Raw genomic sequence first — 20,030 nt, 5'->3', positions numbered from 1 at the left:
GCTCAGATCACGCCGCGCGCGCGGAGATCGTCGATCGCCGAGGCATCGAGTCCGAGGATGTCGCCATAGACCTCGTCGTTGTGCGCACCGATTGCAGGTCCCGGCCACGTGGTGCGTCCTGGCGTGCGTGACAGCTGCGGTGCGATGGCGGGGATGGCCACGCGTTCACCGTTGGCCAGCGTGACGTGTTCGATGGCGCCGCGTTCGCGGAAATGCGGATCCTTCACCTGATCGGCCACCGAATAGATCGGCCCGCACGGCACGTCGGCCGCGTCGAGAATGGCGAATGCCTCCTCGTACGGACGCAACGACGTCCATGCCGCGATGGCCTCGTCGATCAACGTCGCGTGTGGTACGCGTCCATCGTTGGTGGCCAGCCTCGGATCGTCGGCGAGATCGGGCCTGTCGACCGCGCGCATCAACCGCCTGAAGATGCTGTCCGCGTTGCCGCCGATGATGATGTAGTGCGCGTCCGCGCACGGGTAGACGTTGGTGGGAACGATGCCGCTCACCGTGGAGCCCTGACGCTCGCGCACGACTCCCGCCGTCACGTACTCGGGCACCGTCGATTCCATCAGGTTGAAGATCGACTCGTAGAGCGCAACGTCGACGACCTGCCCTTCGCCGGTGCCCTTGCCGTCACGATGGTGCAGCGCGAGCAGCAGGCCGAGTACGGCATGCAGGCCGCCGATGGTGTCGCCCAGACTCAGGTTCGCGCGCGCGGGCGGACGATCGGGAAACCCGTTGACGTATCGCAGCCCGCCCATGCCCTCGGCGACGGCGGCGAACCCCGGACGTCGCGCATACGGCCCCGTCTGGCCATAGCCCGAGATGCGCACCATGATGATGCGCGGATTGATGTCCTTCAGCGCCTCGTAGCCGAGCCCCCACGCTTCGAGCCGTCCGGGTCTGAAGTTCTCCACCACCACGTCGCAGTGCGCCACGAGCCGGCGGATCAGTTCGCGCGCTTCCTCCTGCCGGAGGTCGGCGGTGATGCACCGCTTGTTGCGGCCCATCGCATACCACCACAGCGCGGTCCCGTCATGCACGTGCCGCCACGTGCGCAACGGATCCCCACCGTCGGGCGGCTCCACCTTGATCACGTCGGCCCCGAAGTACGCGAGCAGCATCGTCGAGAACGGTCCGGCGATGAGCTGTCCCAGTTCGAGCACCCGAAGCCCCGCCAATGGTGCAGCAGACACGGGAGACATTGTATGGGGTCGGCAACAGGCAACCGGCAACGGGCAACCGGTCGGCTCTTCTTGATGTCCATGCACTACCATTGCCGGCATGGCTGCGAGCGCGAGTTTCGACATCACGTCTTCGGTGGATCTGCAGGAAGTGGACAACGCCGTCAACCAGGCGCGGAAGGAGATCGGTCAGCGCTACGACTTCAAGGGCGCGAAGATCGAGATCGACTTCGACAAGGCCAAGAGCACCATCTCGCTGCTGGCCGACGATGACTACAAGCTGACTGCGGTGTGGGAGGTGTTGCAGGGCAAGCTGTTCAAGCGCAACGTGCCGATCAAGAACCTGACACTGGGCGACAAGGAGTCCGCCGCCGGCAGCGCCGTGCGTCGTGTCGTCACGCTCCAACAGGGCATCTCCACCGACGCCGCCAAGGCCATCGTCAAGTTCCTGAAGGACGAGGGCCTGAAGAAGGTCCAGGCCACCATCCAGGCCGATCAGGTCCGCGTGACATCCAGTTCGAAGGACGACCTGCAGGACGCCATCAAGCGCCTCCGCGGCCACGATTTCGGGGTGGAACTCATGTTCGGGAACTACAGGGGCTGAACCTTGTCAAAGTCCGAAGGCCAAGGGGTAACGGACAAGGACAGCGAAAAAGACGGGAGGAAAAAGGGTCAAGAAGAAGGGCCTGTGGGAGCTGTGGGACACGCGGTCTGTGCGTGTTCCACAGGGCCGGCAGCTTCCACCGGCCAGGTCGTCACGCCGCGGCCTCCGTCCCGCTCGGCGGGGCGGGCGGCGTCGGCATGGCCTGCCGCTCGAAGTCGATCGGCGACACGTAGTCCAGGGATGAATGCCGACGCGTGGGGTTGTACCAGCCCTCGATGAAGTCGAAGACCGCGGTCCGGACCTCGGTCGGCGTGGGCAACGGCACGCGATCGAGCAGCTCCCATTCGAGCGCCGCGAAGACGCTCTCGCACATCGCGTTAATCGTAGCAATCGCCGACCGCCCCCCTCGAGGGGCGGATGCTCGCGTCGCGACACCGTCGACCGAACTCGATCGCCGTGTACTGGCAACCCTGGTCCGAATGATGAATCACTCCCGTCGAGCGGCGTTGCGCGATCGCCATGTCCAGCGCCGCGACGACCAGGCTCGTGCGCAGGTGCGTGGCCATCGCCCAGCCGATCAGCCGGCAACTCCAGACGTCGAGGACCACCGCGAGGTACAGCGTGCCGGCCCCCGTCGGGATGTACGTGATATCGGCCACCCAGAGCTGATTCGGGCCGGTCGCCGTGAACGCCCGCTGCACGAGATCAGGCGCCGGGTGGACGTGCGCGGCCCGGATCATCGTCACGGGCCACTTGCGGCGGCTCACGCCGCGCAGGCCCGCCTGCTTGAGCAATCGCGCCACGCGCTTGCGGCCGCCCCGCACGCCAGCGGCGCGCAGGTCACGATGAATCCGCGGGGCCCCGTACGTCCCGCGCGAGCGGTGATGGAAGGCGCGGATCTGATCCTCAGGCCGTCAGGTCCCGTCGAGCGTCGCGGTCCGCTTGGCGGACCCAATTCCGGACGCACTGCGCCGAGGGCTCGAACTCCTTGGCCAGTGCCTCCGGGCTGCGTCCCTTCCGGACCAGTTCGATGACCCGCTCGCGATACTCCGGCGGATATGGTGGATGTGTCTTTGGCATCGTGTGCTCCCATGATCGCCCAACAGGGCGGGAGTCCACGAAACCGGGGCAACTTCACTTTGGCCTTTGGACTTGTCTGTGCTCATTCCCGTTTGATGACCATCAACGTGATGTCATCGAACTGTGGTGCGCCCTCGACGAACGCGTCGATGGCAGCGAGAATCGCGGCCGTGATCTCCTGCGCGGGGCGCCAGCGCTGGCGGTCGACGATATCGGCGAGGCGTTCGGGGCCGAACTCGTCGAAGGTAGCCGTCTGGGCTTCGCTGACGCCATCCGAGTAGAGCACCAGCACGTCACCCGGCTGGAGCGTGAAGGTGACCTGGTCCCACGCCATGTCAGGGAAGAGACCGAGCGGCACGCCCGTGGCGCCGAACCATGTGCGTTCGCCGCTCGCACGCAGCAGGAGCGTCTCCGTGTGCCCGCCACTCACATAGCGGCACTCGCCCGACGCGGTGTCCGCGAGCACGAGCGCGGCTGTCGCGTACTTGCTGCCAGGCGTGGTCGCGAAGAGCAGGTCGCTGGTACGCGCGGCGAGGGCCGAAAGTGATGGCTCGCGACCGAGCAGCGCGCGCAGCGTCGCCTGGATCGTGCTCATGAGGAGCGATGCGGCGAGGCCCTTGCCGGAGACGTCGGCGACGCAGAACAGGCAGGCGTCGGCACCGTGGTCGGTGAGCGTGAGGACATCGTAATAGTCGCCGCCCACCTGCTGCGCGGGCCGGTTCATCGCCGAGATGTCGAAGCCCGGCAGGTCGGGCAGCCTGGCCGGGAACAATCCCTGCTGGATGTCCGCCGCAACGGCAAGCTCCTTCTCGTACTGCTTCTTCTCCACCATCTCGCGGAGGTGCCAGCAGTTGTCGAACGCCACGACGGCCTGCGCGGCCATGCCGGCGCCGAGTTCGAGATCGGCCTGCGTGTAGATCTGTCCGCCCGGTCGCGGACCGAGTGCGGCGAAGCCGCACACCTGGTCGGCCCCGCGCAGCGCGAACACGGCCCGCAGCTTGTGCGACTGAAACAGCGCGCGCACGTCTTCGTCCTGCAGGTCGTCCACCAGCGCCGCGTCGGGCAGGCGATGCAGCGCGTCCATGTACGTGGCGAGCGGAGGCAGCTTCACACCCTGTTGCCGCGACACGATGGCGAGCGCGTCGCGACACACGACGATCGCGTACCGGCTCACCATCCACTGGCCGGACAGCGTGAGTCCGAGGATGCGCGCCACTTCCTCGACCTCGGTGACCTGCGAGAACGCACGCCCGATCTCCATCAGCGTGCGCAGTTCCTGGATCTTCCGATCGAGATCGCGATTGAGGCGCGTGGCCTGCGTGTGCGCGTTCGCGTTGCTGATCCCGGTGGCGGCGATCCCCAGCAACGCGTCGAGGAACGCACGCTCCTCATCGTCCACCGCTGGACGCGCAGGGACGGCTGTCGCCAGCAGGCCGACGGCGGGCCCGCTGCCGATCGGGAGGAGGTTCGTCAGGCCAAGTGCGGTCGCGCGCGCCGCATCGAATGTCGACCCGACAGCCGCCTCCGGCACGCCACGCGCCATCGCCACGCGGAGACCCTCGTCGGCATCGATCGCGATGACGGCGCGCGTGACGAGCAGGCGGCCCATCACGGTGCGAAGCAGGTGCTTGAGGAGGTCGTCGAGATCGAGCGACGCGTGCAGCAACTGCGCCGATTCCAGGAGGGACTCGAGCCGGCTGACGGAGACGTGCACCACGCGAATGCTACTTCTGGATGCGCTTGAGAAGTCGGAGGCGGTTGCGCTCGCCGGGGACGATCTCGTACGAGACCTCGTCCATCAGCGACTTCATGACGCGCAGCCCGAGGCCGCCGGTGCGGCGATCGTGGACCATCTGTTCGACGGGCGTGGCGGGGATGGCCGTGGGGTCGAAGCCCTCTCCCTCGTCCACCACTTCGATGCGGAGCGTGACCAGATCGAACGTGGCACGCACCGTCACTTCCTTGCTGCTGTCCTGACCGTGCGCGTGCTCGATGACGTTGGCGCAGGCCTCGTCAACGGCGAGTTCGAGCTTGGCGACATCGTCGTCGCCGAGGCCGGCCTGCGAGCCGACGTTGGCGACGAACTCCCGGATCAGCGCCAGGTGCTCGGTGGCCGAGGGCACTGTCAGGGTCAGCGTCCGCTCGAGGGAGGTCATGGAGTTCAGGCCTCCCGCGTGGGGCTGGTAGCGAAGCGCAGGATGGCGTCGGGAACGGTGTCGACCATGTCGTAGATGGCCTGGAACCCGAGGATCTCGAAGATCTGCCGGACCTTGGGGCTGAGGCCGCAGATCTTCAGGTCGCCACCCTGCTCGCGAATCTGCTCGATGAAGCCCATGAAGACGCCGAGGCCGGCCGACGAGATGTACGTCAGTTTCGCGCCATCGACGACCAGCCGCGTGCGTGCGGCATCGAGTTCCGCCTGGATGGCCTGCTCGAACGCCGGCGCGGTGTGCGCGTCGAGAAAGCCTTCGAGATGCAGCACCGAGACGTCGCCTTCAGCGGACCGGTGCACCGTGAACGGGTGAGGCATCAGTTCCCTCGTCCGAGTGGCCGCCGGCGTCGACGCAATGCCCGAGTCCGGCCACCCTTCCTCCGCATATCATACGGCCCGCCGATGTCTTCCGCTTCAATCCTCGCCGGTCCCGCACTCGTCTTGGCTCCCATGACCAGGGGCGGCAATCTCCCGTACCGTCGCCTCTGCCAGGCTTTCGGCGCCTCTGTGACCATGGGAGAGATGGCCCTGGTGCGCCGGCTCCAGCAGCGGCGTCGCGCCGAGTTCGCGTTGATCCAGCGCGCGCCAGACGAGCGGTGTTTCGGCGTCCAGCTCGCCGGCCGCAGCCCCGACGAACTGCGCTGGGGTGCCGAGCTCGTCGCCTCCCGCGGTGCCGACATCGTCGACCTGAACCTGGGATGCCCCATCGACGAGTTCACGCGCCGCGGCCTCGGATCGGCGCTCCTGCGGCAGCCGCGCCGCATCGAGCGGCTCGTGGCGGCCATGAAGGCAGGCGCAGGTCCGGTACCGGTCACGGTCAAGATCAGGCTCGGCTGGAATGAAGACGAGAGAAACGCCGTCGATGTTGCACGCGCGGCCGAAACCGGTGGGGCGGATGCGCTGACGGTGCACGGCCGGACGCGCAGTGCCCGCTATCGCTTCGCGGCCGACTGGGAAGCGATTGGCGAGGTGGCCGCGGCCGTCCGCATCCCCGTGGTGGGCAACGGCGACATCCTCTTCCCCGAGGTCATCGCGCGCGGCCGGGCGGTCTCGGGCGTGCAGGCCGTGATGATCGCGCGCGGCGCCCTCATCAAGCCGTGGATCTTCGCCGAGGCGCTGGGCCGCACAGTGGACGACACACCTGAGGGCCGCGTGGCCGTCTATCGGGATTACGTGCGCCTCGCCCGCGAACACTTCGGTGACGATGAGCGCGGGCACACGCGGCTGCGACCGTTCCTGGTGTGGCACCTCGGGTTCTGGTGCCGCCACGTCCCGCGGCGCGACGACGGCACGTACGTCCCCATGCAGGAACGCGCGACGTTCGACAGCCCGCGGTCACCCCTCGAAGCCCTCCTCGCCCGCCCGGAGCCAGAGGTCCACGAGTGGATCGCGGATCGACTCCTCGCCGGCGACGACATCCGTCCCGAAGAGCTGTCCATCGCTCGCCAGCAGGACAAGGTCGACCAGGATCAGGATCGCGTCGAAGGCTGAGGGCGCCACACGGCCTCCGATGCGGCTGGGGCGTGCAGGACGTCGACGGTGGCGTCCAGGCAGGCGCGCAGGGCGGTCAGGTCGTAGCCGCCTTCGGTGACCACCGCGAGGCGATCGCCGCATGTGAGGGCGGCGCGGGCGCGGATGGCCGTCAGCCAGGCGCGGAAACCGGCAGTGGTCACGCGCTGCGCACCGAGCGGGTCGTCTTCGTGCGCATCGAAGCCGGCCGAGACCAGGATCAGGTCGGGAGCAAAGCGGACGAGTGCGGGATCGACGACGTCATTCCATGCGCGTGCGTAGTCGGCATCGGTCGCGCCTGCCGCGAGGGGCACGTTCAAGGTGTAGCCCTCCCCTTCCGCATGCCCGGTTTCGCTCGCCGCGCCGGTCCCGGGATAGAACGGGAACTGGTGCGTGTTGATCACCAGGACCGACGGATCGCGATAGAACGCCCACTGCGTACCGTTGCCGTGGTGGACATCGATGTCCACCACCGCCACGCGCGCCGCCCCGGCCGCGCGAACCGCCGCCGTGGCGATCGCCACGTTGGACAGCAGGCAGAACCCCATGGCCTGTGCACGCTCGGCGTGGTGTCCCGGTGGGCGAACGATGGCGAGTGCAGGCCGTCCGTGCCGCCACGCGTCGAGCGCGCAGTCGACAGCCGCCCCCGCCGCCAGCAGCGCCGCCTGAAGCGTGCCTGGCGACGTGAACGTGTCGGCGTCGATTGCCGTCGCCTTGCCGTCGCGCGATCGCAGGTCGGCGAGGTACTCCGCGTCGTGGATCCGGAGAAGGGCTTGGTCGGTCGCGGGCTCCGGTTCACCCACGTCGATGCCCATGTCCTGCGCGCGCAGGACAGCCGCGCGCATCACCTCTCCGCGCTCGGGACTTTCGGGATGGCCTGCAGGCGTGACGTGGTCGAGAAAGCGCTCGGAGAAGCGGATCACGACGGGATCCTACGCGAGGAGCTCCCGTGCGCGCGCACCCAATCGCGTGAGTTCCGCTTCGAGCTCGCGGCGTCGTCGCTCGAGTCCCTCATCGTCTGCATCAGGCGCGACGAAGAAGGGCTGGCCGACGGCGACGGCGATGCGTGAGAACGGCCTGGGCACCTGCGTGCGGTCCCAGCTGCGCGCGTGCCACGCCGAAGCGGCTTCGAAGTGGAACGGCAGGATGGGCTGCCCCGTCGCCTTCGCGAGCCAGAGTGCGCCCGGCTGGGCATGCTCGGCCGGTCCGCGCGGCCCATCGAGTGCGAACGCCGCGGCGTGCCCCTGCTCCATCAGGCGCTTCAACTGCACGAGCGCCTTCACGCCGCCGCGAGACGAGGACCCGCGCGCCGACCCGTACCCGAACCGCGTGATGATGCGCGCGATCCATTCGCCGTCGAAGTTCTCGCTCGTCATGACGACGATGCCGCGGTCGCGCCAGAAGATGGTGCCCGGCAGGATGCGACCGTGCCAGAACGCCATGATCGGACGCTGCCCCGCCGCGACGATCTGGTCGTAGACCTCCGCGCCCTCGCTCACGTAGCGCCATGTCCTGCCGAGCGCCGCGATGACGGGCACGCCCACACCCGCGATGAGCGCGATCTGACGTCGCTTCGACGCCGACTGCTCCCACTCGGGGCGTGCCGTCACTCCTCTGTCGACTCCTGTGCCGGTGGGGTACTGGTGGTCGGTGGTGCGCTCTCGTTGCCGATGCGTCCGGCCTTGCGGAGACGGCCCTCGGTCCACGTCATGAGGTCCACCATCTGGATGTCGTCGGTCCCCGGCGTGCTGGCCTTCGCGCCTTTCAGCATGATGGCGCAGAACGGGCACCCCATCACGATGGTGTTCGCACCTGTCTTCTGCAACTGCTCGAAGCGCGTCTGGCTGATGCGCGTTCCGGCTTCGTGCTCCTCGAACAGCAGGCCGCCGCCCGCACCGCAGCAGAACGGGTTGTCCTTCGTGCGCTCCGGTTCGGTGACCTCACCGCCATAACGCTCGAGCAACGCGCGGGGCGCGGCATGCTCACCGGCGTAGCGTCCGAGGTAGCACGGATCGTGGAACGTGACGGGCTCGTCCTCGATCCGCACCGGCAACTCGTAGCGCGTGAGCTGTTCGACCAGCGCCGACGAGTGGACCACTTTCCCCTCGAACCCGAACGCCTTGTAGTCGTGGCCGAGCGTCTTCAGGCAGTGCGGGCATGACGTCACCACCTTCTTCACGCCCGCGTCGTTCAGGTCTTCGACGTTGGCCGTGGCGAGTTCCTGGAACTGGTACTCGTTGCCCGTGCGCTTGGCCACATCGCCCGTGCACCGCTCCTTGCGCAGCACGCCGAACGTCTTGCCCTGCGCGCGCAGGATCTCGGCCAGCGATCGCAGCGACCTCTGGAAGTCGGGCTCGGTGCCACCGGCGCATCCGAGCCACAACAGGTACTCGTGCTTCAGCGGATCGAACGTCTCGAGCTGCGCGGACGCCACGAACTTCTGTCGCGCGTCGGCCGTCTGGCCCCACAGGTTCCCACGCCGTTCGAGGTTGTTGTAGATGGGCGCGAGATAGTCCGGCGCATCACCATTGCTGACAAGCCCGCGGCGCGCGCCGATGATGACGGGCGTGTGCTCCACGCCGACGGGACAGGCATCCTCGCAGGCACCGCACGTGGTGCACTGCCAGAGCACGTCGGGGTCGTAGACGTCGACGAGCTTCGCGTCAGCCTTCCCCTCCAGCAGCGCCGCCTCGTTCTGCAGGATCAGCATCTTCGGATTGAGCGCCTTGCCCGTGGCCAAGGCCGGGCAGTTCTCCTGGCAGCGCCCGCACTCGACGCACGTGAACGCATCGAGCACGGCCTTGCGTGGCAGGTCCTTCACCGTTTCGAGCCCGACTTCCTCCTTCTCGAAATCCAGGCTCGGGACCGTGCCGAGGACGGGCGACTTCAGGAACACCGTCGCCGGCGCGAGGATCAGGTGCAGGTGCTTCGAGTTGGGGACCAGCACGAGGAACGTGCCGATCACCAGCATGTGCACCCACCAGTTCACGCGCGCCCCGATTCCGGTCTCCAGCACGAACGTGAGCAGGAACGTGACCATCAGCGTCGCGATGAAGCCGCCGATGAGGATCGATTCCCACGACACGGACGCGCCAAGGGCGCGCGGCCGTACGACACCGCGACGGATCAACAGCAGGGCGATGCCCGCGAGCACCGCGACGCAGAACGGCACGAGGAGCCAGGTGTAGACGCGGAACGCGATGGTCTGCGTGAGGTCGGCGATGCCGAGCCCGTGCAGCGTTTCGACGAACGTGTATCCGCCGAACGCCACGAATCCCCAGAACACGAACAGGTGCGCGAACCCGACCCACGGCTTGCGCGCGATCACCCGCCCCTGGAACACGACGTCGACGATGAAGCGCTCGACGCGGCGTGGCAGGTCGTCGAAGGAGAACGTGCCGGGTGCGGCGGCGAGGAGACGCCAGCGCGTCGACATCTGGACCGCGAAGAGGCCGACGCAGGCCAGCACCACGACCCAGAACGCGAGCGTCTCCCCCATCGCGGTCACTGCCGCAGGGCGCTGATGATGGCGGGCACGATCTCGAACAGGTCGCCCGCGATGCCGTAGTCGGCCAGTTCGAAGATCGGCGCTTCCGGATCCTTGTTCACGGCGACGATCGTCCGCGAGCCCTTCATCCCGACCACGTGCTGAATCGCACCCGAGATGCCGAGCGCGAGATAGAGCTTTGGCGCCACGGTCTGTCCGGAACTCCCGATCTGGCGATCCATCGGTAACCAGCCGTTGTCGCAGATCGGCCGCGAGGCCGCCACCTCGGCGCCGAGCGCTTCTGCCAGCTCACGCACCATGTCGAGGTGCTCGGGCCCCTTGATGCCGCGCCCCACGGAGACGATGCGCTCGGCGGCCGTGAGATCGACGTCCTGCTTCGCCTCCTTGAACGGCGCTTCGGGACGCTGCCGCACGGCTGCGGCATCGATCGACGCCTGCCTCGTGCTCACGGGCGCGCTGCCCGCACGCATGGCGTCGGCACGAACGGCACCGGCCTGCAGCGTGGCGAAGTGCGGCGCGCCGCCCGTCGCGTCGACGTCGGCGATGAGGCGCGCCTGGAACACCGGACGCGTGAAGCGGAAGCCGCCGCCGACGGCCTTCACCGCCACGCAGTCGGACACGAGCCCGCGCTCGCAGCGCGTGGCGAGACCGGGCATGTAGTCGCGCGCCTGATAGGTGTGCGCGGTCAGCACGAGCGCGGGGTTCAACTCCTGCACGACCGGTGTCAATGCCGCGACGTATCCATCTGCCGTGTAGTTGGCCAGCGCCCCATTGTCCACCAGCAGGACCTGTGCGACGTCTGCGGCCGCGAGCGCTTCGCCAATCGACGCGATGTCGTGGCCGACGGACACGACGGTGATCGGCTGCTCGAGCGCCTGCGCCGCGGCGATGGCTTCCCGGGTCGAACGGTGGACCTGCCCGCCGTTGTGCTCCGCGATGACCAGAATCATGCCGACACCACCCGTGCGTCTTCGCGCAGGGCGCGCACGAGCTCGCTGGCGGCCTCCGCCGGCGTGCCCGCGATCATGCGCGTCTGCTTCTGCTTGTCCGGCACGCGGAGCTCGACCACCTGTAGGGCGCTCCGCAGCGACGGCGCGGCCACCGTGCGGATCTCCTTCTTCTTCGCGGCCATGATGCCCTTGAGCGTGGCGTAGCGGAGCTGGTTGATGCCGCTCTGGATTGTGAGCAGCGCGGGCAGCGGCATCTCCAGCCACTGGAACCAACCGCCTTCGAGCTCACGCTTCACGTGCAGGACGCCGCCCTGCACCTGCACGTCCATGATGATCGTGGCGTGCGCCACGCCCAGGCGCTCGGCGAGCACCACGCCCGTCTGGCCAAAGCCCATGTCGTCGGACTGCAGGCCGGTGAGCACGAGATCCGGCGACTCCGGCCCGATGGCCGACGCCAATGCGTCAGCGATTGCGAACGCATCGGCCCTGGCGATCTCGTCGCTCTCGACGTGGATCGCCCGATCCGCGCCGCGCGCCAGCGCTTCGCGCAACACCTGCGCCACGCGCGACGGACCGGCGGAGACGGCAATCACTTCGCCGCCGTGCGCGTCGCGCAGGCGCAGCGCCGCTTCGAGCGCGTACGCGTCGGGTTCGTTCATCTCGAAGTCGGCGTCGGCGTCGCGAATCCAGGTGCGCGCCTCATCGGGACGCACCTGCCAGTCGCGCGTGACGACCTGCTTGATACAGACGGCGATCTTCATGGTTCAGACTTGCGGCTCGGGGCTCGGAGCCCCATGTTCTGTCCCTACTCTTCGTACGCCTTGAAGAGCAGGCTGGCGTTGGTGCCGCCGAAGCCGAACGAGTTCGACAGGGCGTAGCGAATCCGGGCCGGGCGCGCCGTGTGGGGCACGTAGTCCAGGTCGCAGCCGTCGTCCGGGTTGTCGAGGTTGATGGTCGGCGGCATCACCTGATGCCGGAGCGCCAGCGCGGTGATGCCCGCTTCGAGGCCCCCCGCCGCACCGAGCAGATGCCCCGTCATCGACTTGGTCGACGACACGGCCAGCCTGTACGCGTGCTCGCCGAACGTCGTCCGGATCGCCTGCGATTCTGTCGGGTCGTTCACGGGCGTCGAGGTGCCGTGGGCGTTGATGTAGTCCACCACCGACGGCTCGACGCCGGCCTTGCGCAGCGCCATGCGCATCGCCCGGACCGCACCCTCGCCGCCATCGGGCTGGTTGGTCATGTGGAACGCGTCGCCCGTCGATCCGTAACCGACGACTTCCGCGTAGATCGTGGCGCCGCGCGCCTTCGCGCGCTCCAGCTCCTCGAGGATGACGATGCCGGAGCCTTCGCCGATGATGAAGCCGTCACGATCGCGATCGAAAGGACGGCACGCGCGCGACGGCTCGTCGTTGCGCGTGGACAGCGCGCGCATCGACCCGAACCCGCCGACGCTCATCGGCGTCACCGCCGCTTCGGCGCCGCCGGTGATCATCACGTCGGCGTCGCCGCGCTTGATGATCTCGTACGAATCGCCGATGGCGTGCGCCGACGCCGAGCACGCCGTACACGAGGACTGGTTGGGGCCGCGGGCCCCGAAACGGATCGACACCTGGCCCGATGCCAGGTTGATGATCGCCGACGGGATGAAGAAGGGCGAGATCTTGCGCGGGCCGCCGTTCAGGTACGCCTCGTGCTCGCGCTCGATCGTACCGAACCCACCGATGCCCGACGCGATGTACACGCCGATGTCGAACGAGTTCTCCGGCGTCACCACGAGCGCCGCGTCGTCGACGGCGTACTGGCTGGCCGCGATGGCGTACTGGATGAAGGGGTCGATCTTCTTGACCTCCTTCTTCTCCACGTAGGCCAGGGGATCGAACCCCCGGACCTCGCCGGCAATCCGCGTCGAGAACGCACCGGCATCGAAGTGCGTGATGGGCCCGATGCCCGAACGGGCCGCGCACAACGCGTCCCAGTTGGCGGCAGTGCCCAACCCGATGGACGACACCAGCCCGACCCCCGACACGACGACTCGCCTGGACACTCCCCCTCCGTCCCCGGTTTCCGTACCGTGTGGCCGTGCCTACTTCTTGGCCTTGCCGTGCTGCTCGATGTACGCGATGGCCTCGCGCACGCGCGTGATCTTCTCGGCGTCGTCGTCGGGAATCTCTACCCCGAACTCCTCCTCGAACGCCATCACGAGTTCCACCACGTCCAGCGAGTCGGCGCCGAGATCGTCGACAAAGGACGCGTCAGGCGTGACCTCTTCCTCGTCCACTCCCAACTGCTCCACGATGATGCTCTTGACCTTGTCTGCCACAGACGACATCTGACACTCCTCCTGCTCAGGCGTACATGCCGCCGTTGACGGCGAGCACCTGCCCGGTGATGTACCCAGCCGCATCTGATGCGAGGAAGCACACCGCCGCGGCTACATCCTCCGGCGTGCCCAACCGACCGAGCGGGATCGCCGACGCCCAGGTGGCCTGCGCGTCCGAGCTGATGTCCCGCGTCATGTCCGTATCGATGAGCCCCGGGGCCACCACGTTCACCGTGATGGACCGCGAGGCGACTTCGCGTGCGAGCGCCTTCGAGAAGCCGATGATGCCGGCCTTGGTCGCCGCGTAATTGGTCTGCCCGGGATTGCCGCTCTGGCCCACCACCGAGCTGATGCTGATGATCCGTCCGCCCCGCTGCCTGAGCATCGTCTTGAGCACCGCCTGCGTGCAGAGAAACGTGCCCGTCAGGTTCGTGGCGATGACGGCATCCCAGTCGTCGCGCTTCATGCGCAGCAGCAGTTGATCGCGCGTGATGCCCGCGTTGTTCACGAGCACGTCGATCCGTCCGAACCGCTCGACCGTCGTCTCGATCACGCGTTGCACCGCGCCGGCGTCGGCCACGTCAGCCGCGATCGCCAGAGCCTCACCGCCGGCCGCCGACACCTCCGCGGCCACGGCCTCGGCCGCGTCGCCGCGCGACGTCAGCACGACAGTCGCGCCCGCACCCGCGAGCGTCAGCGCCGTCTGGCGGCCGATGCCGCGGGACGCGCCGGTGACGATGGCTACCTTGCCTGAGAGATCGAGCGTCACGATGCTGCGAAGAGCGCCTCCACGCCTGCGAGTTGTTCAGGAGCGCCGAAGCTCGCCACGCGAGCCTCGCGGTCGATCTTGCGCACCAGTCCGGCGAGCACCGTCCCCGGGCCCACCTCAACCTAGTCGCGCACACCGGCCGACACAAGATACCCGATGACGTCCTCCCAGCGCACCGCGCCGGAGACCTGCGCCACCAGCGCGTCGATGGCCGACACCGCGTCCCGTTTCGGCTGGGCGTCCACGTTGGCCACCACGGGCACGCGCGGCGCCTGCACGGCAAGGGCTCGCAACTCGGGTTCGAGGCGGGCCTGCGCCGGTGCCATCAGCGCGCAATGGAAGGGGGCGCTCACGTTCAGACCGATGACGCGTTTGGCGCCACGGGCCCGGGCTTCGGTCCCCGCCCGTTCGACGGCCGCCGTTGCGCCCGCAATCACCACCTGCCCCGGCGCGTTGAGGTTGGCCGGACTCACGACCTCACCCTGTGCTGCCGCGTCGCACGCCGCCTGAACGGTCGCCGCGTCGAGGCCGAGGACGGCCGCCATCGCACCGGTGCCCACGGGCACCGCCTCCTGCATGTACCTGCCGCGATGCGACACGATGCGCAGCGCGTCGGCGAACCCGAACGTGCCGGCCGCGACGTGCGCCGAGTACTCACCGAGGGAATGGCCCGCCGTCCACGACGGGGCGAACCCGCGCGCGGCCAGCACGCGATACGCCGCGATGCTCGTGGCGAGGATGGCCGGCTGCGTGTGCTCGGTGAGAGTGAGCTGATCTTCGGGACCGTCGAAGCAGAGGCCACTCAGCGAGCGGCCGAGGGCCGCGTCGGCTTCGGCAAACGCGTCGCGCGCTTCCGGGAACGCCTCGGCGAGCGCGCGGCCCATGCCGACGCTCTGCGAACCCTGTCCGGGAAAGAGGAACGCAATCATTGGCCGTGTCCAGTCTGAGCCGCGGTCGGCGGGGTCATCGTCTCCAGCAGTCCGTTCTCGAGCCGTGCCACGAGCGTGTCGCGAGCAAAGCGCGCCGTGAGTCGCACGCCGGCCGCAATCGCTTTCGGCGTCGACCGCCCGTGACCGATCACACACACATGGCGCACGCCGCGCAACGGGGCGCCACCGTACTCGGCGTAGTCCAGGCGCGCCCGGAACCGACGCAGGGCCCCGCGCGTGAGCACGGCACCGACCTGCGCGGTGACCGATCGCGTCAGTTCATCGGCCATCAACTCGTCGATCGCCTCGACCAGCCCCTCGCTGGTCTTGAGCACCACGTTGCCCGTGAAGCCATCGCACACGATCACGTCGGCCGCTCCCGTGAAGACTTCCGATGCGTCGAGATTCCCGACAAACTCCAGGGCCGCCCCCGCCAGCCTCACGTGCGCGCCGCGTATCAGACTGGTGCCCTTGCGCGGCTCTTCGCCGTTGGACAGCAACCCGACGCGCGGACGCTCCACACCCAGCACCGCCGACGCGTACGCGGATCCGAGGCGGGCGAACTCCACCAGGTGTTCTGGCCGGCACGTGACTGTCGCGCCCGCATCGACCAGGATCGCCACGCCCTCACGCGTCGGGATCGTGGCTGCGATGGCGGGCCTGTCGATACCCGGCAGCAACCCGAATGCCTCGCGAGCGGCAAAGACCGCCGCACCAGAGTGGCCCGCGGTGAACAGCGCCGCGGCCTCGCCGGTCGCCACGGCATCAGCCGCCACGCGCACCGACGCCCTCGTCCGGCGACGGGCGGCGAGCGCTGACTCGCTCATGGCCACGACGTCGGGAGCATCGATGAGGCGGATCGAGAGACTATCGACTTCCGGGAATCGGGAGAGCTCGTCCTCGAGGATCGCCTGCGCCCCTACGAGCGTCAGCGACAGGCCGTCCTCGCTGGCAGCCATCACGGCGCCATGCACGACGTTGCGAGGGGCGGCATCGCCCCCCATGGCATCAACGGCGATGCGCGTCATGCGCCTCTGCCATGGTGCCCGGCGTGTGGGTGGGCCCCCTCGGGCATCGCCCCGCGTGGACTCAGGCGTCCTCGCCGGCCGCGCGCACCTGACGGCCACGGTAGTAGCCGCAGTGCGTGCACACCACGTGGGGCGGCTTCAGCTCGTTGCACTGCGGGCAGGGCCCGAGGGCCACGGCCGTGAGGGCGTCGTGCGTACGGCGCTTGGACGTACGGCTCTTCGAATGGCGTCGCTTGGGATTCGGCATGACTGGTTACTCGCGCGGCGCTGCTCCGTCCGCGTCCTTCAGCAGGGACTCGAGACCCGCCAATCGCGGATCCTTCCACTGCGTCTCACACGTGCACATGCCCACGTTGCGGTTGATCCCGCACTGCGGACACAGCCCCTGGCAATCCGGCCGGCACAGCGGCTTCATCGGCATGGCCAGATAACACTGCTCTCGCGCCACAGGCGCCAGGTCGATCCGCGGCTCGTCGATCGACACGATCGACGGGTCATCGGCCTGCATCTCGTACCCGCCCTCGTCCTCATCGTCGAGCGAGATCCTGGTCACCGTCGATGCCGACGTCCCGCGCGCGGCGGCCACGGGTCGGCCAGCGGGCTGCGGACGGCTCGGCGCGGCGTCTTCGACGACAGGGACGAACCGCAGGTCCACGGGCGCGTCGACGGCGAAATCGAACGGCTCGGCACAACGGGCGCAGGGCAAGGCCAGCTGCGCCTGCACGCGCCCACGCAGATGGACCGACGCCCCGGCACCCCGTTCCAGTTCGCCCATCACGTGCACCGGAACCTTGATCACGAAGTCCTCGGCCGGCACGTCGAGCGCTTCAGGCGGAATGTCCGCCGCCACGGGAACGCGCCCGACAGGCAGAGTCGTGATGTCGATGACCATGGCAGACGTGCACAGCGCAGGCCACTGGACCCGCGCCAACACGCAAGGATAGCAGATCTTACCGGTTCGAGACCTCGATCCACGGTCGAGGGATGAAGAGCGCCTCGAACAATCGGATGGCGTACCTGTCGGTCATCCCGGCCAGGAAGTCGCGGGCCGCGGCGTCCAGCCCCTCCCTGTCGATGGTCGCGGCGTCGAGCCACCGTGCCGGGTCCAGCCGCACCTTTTCCCACAAACCGCCCAGGATCCCCGTCGCCTTGGCGAACTCGGCCGTGGCGACGTCGTTCTCGTACACGTGCTCGAACATGAAGGCCCGCAGGTCCAGCAGCGCCTGCAGGACCGGTTCGCTCATGCGGAGCGAGTCGAGGCCGCAGGCCAGGCTCTGCTCCACCACGTCGGTCACCATCGCGCCGATGCGAGCCGAGGAGGTCCGGCCCAGCACCTCGACCGGGCCGGCAGGCAGGTCCGCCGGGTCCAGCACGCCGGCCCGCACCGCATCGTCGATGTCGTGGTTCACGTACGCGATGATGTCGGCCACCCGCGCGATCTGGGCTTCGAGCGTGGCCGCGCGTTCGGCGGCCGGCACGTTGATCGGCATCCCGTGCTTGCCCTTCGAATGCGTGGAAATCCCCTGCCTGACCTCGAAGGTCAGGTTGAGTCCCGCGCCGTCGTGTTCCAGCACCTCGACGATGCGGAGGCTCTGATCGGCGTGCGAGAACCCGCCCGGCACGAGCCTGTCGAGCACGCGTTCGCCGGCGTGCCCGAACGGCGTATGCCCGAGGTCGTGCGCAAGCGCGATCGCCTCGGTGAGCTCTTCGTGCAGGCGCAGCACCTTGGCGAGCGTGCGCGCGAGCTGCGACACCTCGAGCGTGTGCGTGAGCCGGGTGCGGTAGTGGTCGCCGGCCGGCGAGAAGAAGACCTGCGTCTTGTGCTTGAGGCGCCGGAACGCCTTCGAGTGCACGACGCGATCGCGGTCGCGCTGGAAGGCGGGCCGGATGGGGTCGTCGGGCTCGGGCCGGGCACGCCCCTTCGAGGCATCGCTGAACGTGGCCTGCGGCGCGAGCATCGCGTGTTCGCGCGTTTCGAGTTGCTGGCGGATGGTGTGCATCAGAACCGTGCGTCGGCCGGCTGACCGAACAGGGATTCGAGGAAGCTCGTCCCGGACCGGAGCGGCGCGACGCCGAAATTGGCGGCGATGGTCTGCCCCAGATCGGCAAACGTCTGCCGCGTGCCCAGACTGACACCGGCGGTCACCTGCGTCCCCGTGGCGAGCAGAGGGACGTACTCACGCGAATGGTCGGTGCTCGGTGTGGTCGGGTCGTTGCCGTGGTCGGCCGTCACGATCAGGAGGTCGCGTTCGTGCAGATGCGGCAGCAGATCCGCGAGCCGTGCGTCGAAGCGCTCCAGGTTGCGCGCGTAGCCGTCGACGTTGTTCCGGTGACCGTACACGGCGTCGAAGTCGACGAGGTTGGCCCAGATGAGGCCACGCGGCACGTCGCGCATCGCTTCGTCGATCCGGTCCATCCCGTCATCGTCGGACACCGTGGGCAGATGTCGCGTCACGCCGCGTCCCGCGAAGAGGTCGCGGATCTTGCCGACGGCCACGACGGAATGCCCGCCGTCGACCAGGTGGTCCAGCACCGTTTCATGCGGCGGCTCCAGCGCGTAGTCGTGACGACGGCTGGTGCGCGTGAACGCCCCCGGCTCCCCCACGAACGGACGCGCGATCACGCGCCCGACGCCCATGCCCTCGCTCACGATCTCGAACGCCACCTCGCAGAAGCGATACAACTGCTCGACGGGCACCACGTCCTCGTGCGCCGCGATCTGGAAGACGCTGTCTGCCGACGTGTACACGATGGGCGCACCCGTTCGCAGGTGCTCGACTCCGAAGCGCTCGATCACCTCCGTACCCGACGCCACGACATTGCCGATCGACGCGCGACCGATACCGCGCTCGAACGCCCCGATCACGTGGGAGGGGAATCCATCGGGGAACGTCGGGAACGGCGCGTCGAGCACGACGCCGGCCATCTCCCAGTGTCCCGTCACCGAATCCTTACCTGCGGAGGCTTCGGCCATGCGTCCCCACGCACCCGCGGCGTCGCCGTGCGGCACACCGAGCGCGGGCACGAGACGGTCCAGGCCGAGGTGGCACAGCGTGGGCAGGTGCAGCGGGACGCGACGCGCGATGTTGCCGAGCGTGTCGCTGCCCTCGTCGCCGTACCGGCCGGCGTCGGGCAGTTCGCCGATGCCGACGCTGTCGAGCACGATGGCGATGATCCGCTCGAAGCGGGCGGGCATGGCCGGCGCTTATCCTTCGTGCGCTGACGAGGAGAAGTAGTTCTGGACCGATCGATTGGAACGGATCGTCGCGATGGCGTGCTTGAACACCATGTGGTCGGCGCCCTCATGGTCGATCACGAGCGCGAAGCGATCGAAGTTCTTGATGCGGCCTTCCAGGACCTGCCCGTCCATCAACCGGATCTGCACCACGAGCCGCTCACGGCGCGCGGAGTTGAGGAAGACGTCCTGGATGTTGGGCGGCGCTGACGACTTGGATTCTCTGTGACTGGGCATCAGCGACGGACTCCGTAGGCTTCGAGCAGGGCGCCAGCCGCCGCGAAGGTCTCGTCGCGCTCACCGGCACCGTCCAACCATATCACTCTCGCTTCCTTCCGGAACCAGATCAGCTGTCGCCGCGCGTAGTGCTTGTTCTCGCGCACGATCAACGCGCGCGTCTCGGCCTCGTCGCGCACGCCGTCGAGCATCTCCAGGATCTGGCGGTACACGAGGCCGCCGAACGGATTGGCCGCACGCGGAATGCCAGCCGCGAGATTGGCGTGAACCTCGTCAACCACGCCGCGGGTCCATTGAGCCTCCACGCGCCGCGTCACGCGTGCGGCGATGTCGGCCGATGGCAGCCTGAGCCCGATCGCACACACGTCGTACTCTGGCAGCGGCGAGCGCGTGCCGGCAAAGTGTGTCGACAGCGTCTGCCCCGTCAGCAGCCACACTTCGAGTGCCCGCACCAGT

General features: G+C 68.4%; 22 protein-coding genes and 1 pseudogene. 2 read left to right on the top strand and 21 right to left on the bottom strand.

Going from position 1 to position 20,030, the window contains the following annotated elements; genetic code table 11:
• Positions 1 to 2: 2 nt before the first annotated feature.
• Positions 3 to 1,211, bottom strand: a complete 1,209-nt coding sequence (locus IT182_14040; GenBank protein ID MCC6164466.1) for a CoA transferase — start codon at positions 1,209 to 1,211, stop codon at positions 3 to 5.
• Positions 1,212 to 1,290: 79 nt separating this feature from the next.
• Between IT182_14040 and IT182_14035 the strand changes: the two genes are divergently transcribed.
• Positions 1,291 to 1,794 (top strand): YajQ family cyclic di-GMP-binding protein, encoded by a 504-nt coding sequence (locus IT182_14035; protein MCC6164465.1) that lies wholly within the window; start codon positions 1,291 to 1,293, stop codon positions 1,792 to 1,794.
• A gap of 151 nt (positions 1,795 to 1,945) precedes the next feature.
• On the opposite strand, the pseudogene IT182_14030 reads toward IT182_14035, so the two are convergent.
• The 4 genes and pseudogenes from IT182_14030 to IT182_14015 all read right to left on the bottom strand — a co-directional run bounded on the left by IT182_14030 (position 1,946) and on the right by IT182_14015 (position 5,404).
• Positions 1,946 to 2,874, bottom strand: a pseudogene (locus IT182_14030) (IS3 family transposase).
• 82 nt (positions 2,875 to 2,956) lie between these two features.
• On the bottom strand, positions 2,957 to 4,591 hold the full coding sequence (locus tag IT182_14025) for a PP2C family protein-serine/threonine phosphatase (GenBank protein ID MCC6164464.1): 1,635 nt from the start codon (positions 4,589 to 4,591) through the stop codon (positions 2,957 to 2,959).
• Between the two features lie 7 nt (positions 4,592 to 4,598).
• Positions 4,599 to 5,030 carry an ATP-binding protein gene (locus tag IT182_14020; protein MCC6164463.1) on the bottom strand — a complete coding sequence of 144 codons (432 nt, stop codon included), beginning with the start codon at positions 5,028 to 5,030 and terminating at the stop codon, positions 4,599 to 4,601.
• 5 nt (positions 5,031 to 5,035) lie between these two features.
• Positions 5,036 to 5,404, bottom strand: a complete 369-nt coding sequence (locus IT182_14015) for an STAS domain-containing protein (protein MCC6164462.1) — start codon at positions 5,402 to 5,404, stop codon at positions 5,036 to 5,038.
• 84 nt (positions 5,405 to 5,488) lie between these two features.
• On the opposite strand from IT182_14015, the gene IT182_14010 reads away from it, so the two are divergent.
• Positions 5,489 to 6,577, top strand: coding sequence for a tRNA-dihydrouridine synthase family protein (locus IT182_14010; GenBank protein ID MCC6164461.1), 1,089 nt, complete (start codon positions 5,489 to 5,491; stop codon positions 6,575 to 6,577).
• Here IT182_14010 and IT182_14005 read toward each other — a convergent pair.
• From IT182_14005 to IT182_13930, 16 genes are all read right to left on the bottom strand, one after another.
• Positions 6,556 to 7,518 carry a histone deacetylase gene (locus IT182_14005; GenBank protein ID MCC6164460.1) on the bottom strand — a complete coding sequence of 321 codons (963 nt, stop codon included), beginning with the start codon at positions 7,516 to 7,518 and terminating at the stop codon, positions 6,556 to 6,558. The two genes, IT182_14010 and IT182_14005, sit on opposite strands and share 22 nt — an antisense overlap.
• 9 nt (positions 7,519 to 7,527) lie before the next feature.
• Positions 7,528 to 8,205 (bottom strand): lysophospholipid acyltransferase family protein, encoded by a 678-nt coding sequence (locus tag IT182_14000; GenBank protein ID MCC6164459.1) that lies wholly within the window; start codon positions 8,203 to 8,205, stop codon positions 7,528 to 7,530.
• The gene (locus IT182_13995) at positions 8,202 to 10,094 is read right to left on the bottom strand and encodes a 4Fe-4S dicluster domain-containing protein (protein ID MCC6164458.1); all 1,893 of its coding nucleotides are present in this window, start codon (positions 10,092 to 10,094) and stop codon (positions 8,202 to 8,204) included. Before IT182_13995 ends, IT182_14000 begins: the two co-directional genes overlap by 4 nt.
• A gap of 5 nt (positions 10,095 to 10,099) precedes the next feature.
• A complete protein-coding gene (locus tag IT182_13990) occupies positions 10,100 to 11,053 on the bottom strand; it encodes an electron transfer flavoprotein subunit alpha/FixB family protein (GenBank protein ID MCC6164457.1) in 954 nt (317 codons plus the stop codon).
• The gene (locus IT182_13985; protein MCC6164456.1) at positions 11,050 to 11,814 is read right to left on the bottom strand and encodes an electron transfer flavoprotein subunit beta/FixA family protein; all 765 of its coding nucleotides are present in this window, start codon (positions 11,812 to 11,814) and stop codon (positions 11,050 to 11,052) included. The genes IT182_13990 and IT182_13985 overlap by 4 nt, the downstream gene beginning before the upstream one ends.
• Positions 11,815 to 11,858: 44 nt before the next feature.
• Entirely contained in the window at positions 11,859 to 13,100 is a 1,242-nt protein-coding gene (gene fabF / locus IT182_13980; protein ID MCC6164455.1) for a beta-ketoacyl-ACP synthase II, read from the bottom strand.
• Between the two features lie 39 nt (positions 13,101 to 13,139).
• Positions 13,140 to 13,385, bottom strand: coding sequence for an acyl carrier protein (locus tag IT182_13975; GenBank protein ID MCC6164454.1), 246 nt, complete (start codon positions 13,383 to 13,385; stop codon positions 13,140 to 13,142).
• A gap of 16 nt (positions 13,386 to 13,401) precedes the next feature.
• Positions 13,402 to 14,145: a 3-oxoacyl-ACP reductase FabG gene (gene fabG / locus IT182_13970; protein MCC6164453.1), complete on the bottom strand. Its 744-nt coding sequence runs from the start codon at positions 14,143 to 14,145 to the stop codon at positions 13,402 to 13,404.
• A 122-nt stretch (positions 14,146 to 14,267) separates the two neighbouring features.
• The gene (gene fabD, locus IT182_13965; protein MCC6164452.1) at positions 14,268 to 15,074 is read right to left on the bottom strand and encodes an ACP S-malonyltransferase; all 807 of its coding nucleotides are present in this window, start codon (positions 15,072 to 15,074) and stop codon (positions 14,268 to 14,270) included.
• Positions 15,071 to 16,102, bottom strand: coding sequence for a phosphate acyltransferase PlsX (gene plsX, locus IT182_13960; protein MCC6164451.1), 1,032 nt, complete (start codon positions 16,100 to 16,102; stop codon positions 15,071 to 15,073). Before plsX ends, fabD begins: the two co-directional genes overlap by 4 nt.
• A gap of 61 nt (positions 16,103 to 16,163) precedes the next feature.
• A complete protein-coding gene (gene rpmF, locus IT182_13955; GenBank protein MCC6164450.1) occupies positions 16,164 to 16,349 on the bottom strand; it encodes a 50S ribosomal protein L32 in 186 nt (61 codons plus the stop codon).
• A gap of 6 nt (positions 16,350 to 16,355) precedes the next feature.
• Entirely contained in the window at positions 16,356 to 16,994 is a 639-nt protein-coding gene (locus tag IT182_13950; GenBank protein ID MCC6164449.1) for a DUF177 domain-containing protein, read from the bottom strand.
• A 58-nt stretch (positions 16,995 to 17,052) separates the two neighbouring features.
• The gene (locus IT182_13945; protein ID MCC6164448.1) at positions 17,053 to 18,102 is read right to left on the bottom strand and encodes a deoxyguanosinetriphosphate triphosphohydrolase; all 1,050 of its coding nucleotides are present in this window, start codon (positions 18,100 to 18,102) and stop codon (positions 17,053 to 17,055) included.
• Positions 18,102 to 19,298, bottom strand: a complete 1,197-nt coding sequence (locus tag IT182_13940; protein ID MCC6164447.1) for a phosphopentomutase — start codon at positions 19,296 to 19,298, stop codon at positions 18,102 to 18,104. Before IT182_13940 ends, IT182_13945 begins: the two co-directional genes overlap by 1 nt.
• Before the next feature lie 9 nt (positions 19,299 to 19,307).
• Positions 19,308 to 19,574: an RNA chaperone Hfq gene (gene hfq / locus IT182_13935; protein MCC6164446.1), complete on the bottom strand. Its 267-nt coding sequence runs from the start codon at positions 19,572 to 19,574 to the stop codon at positions 19,308 to 19,310.
• On the bottom strand, positions 19,574 to 20,030 hold a 457-nt coding region (locus IT182_13930; protein ID MCC6164445.1), incomplete at its 5' end, for a tRNA (adenosine(37)-N6)-dimethylallyltransferase MiaA. The genes IT182_13930 and hfq, both read right to left, overlap by 1 nt.

Source organism: Acidobacteriota bacterium, assembly GCA_020845575.1.
GTDB lineage: Bacteria > Acidobacteriota > Vicinamibacteria > Vicinamibacterales > Vicinamibacteraceae > Luteitalea.
Note: the sequence above shows the minus strand (reverse complement) of the source record. Positions and strands in the feature narration are given on the sequence as shown.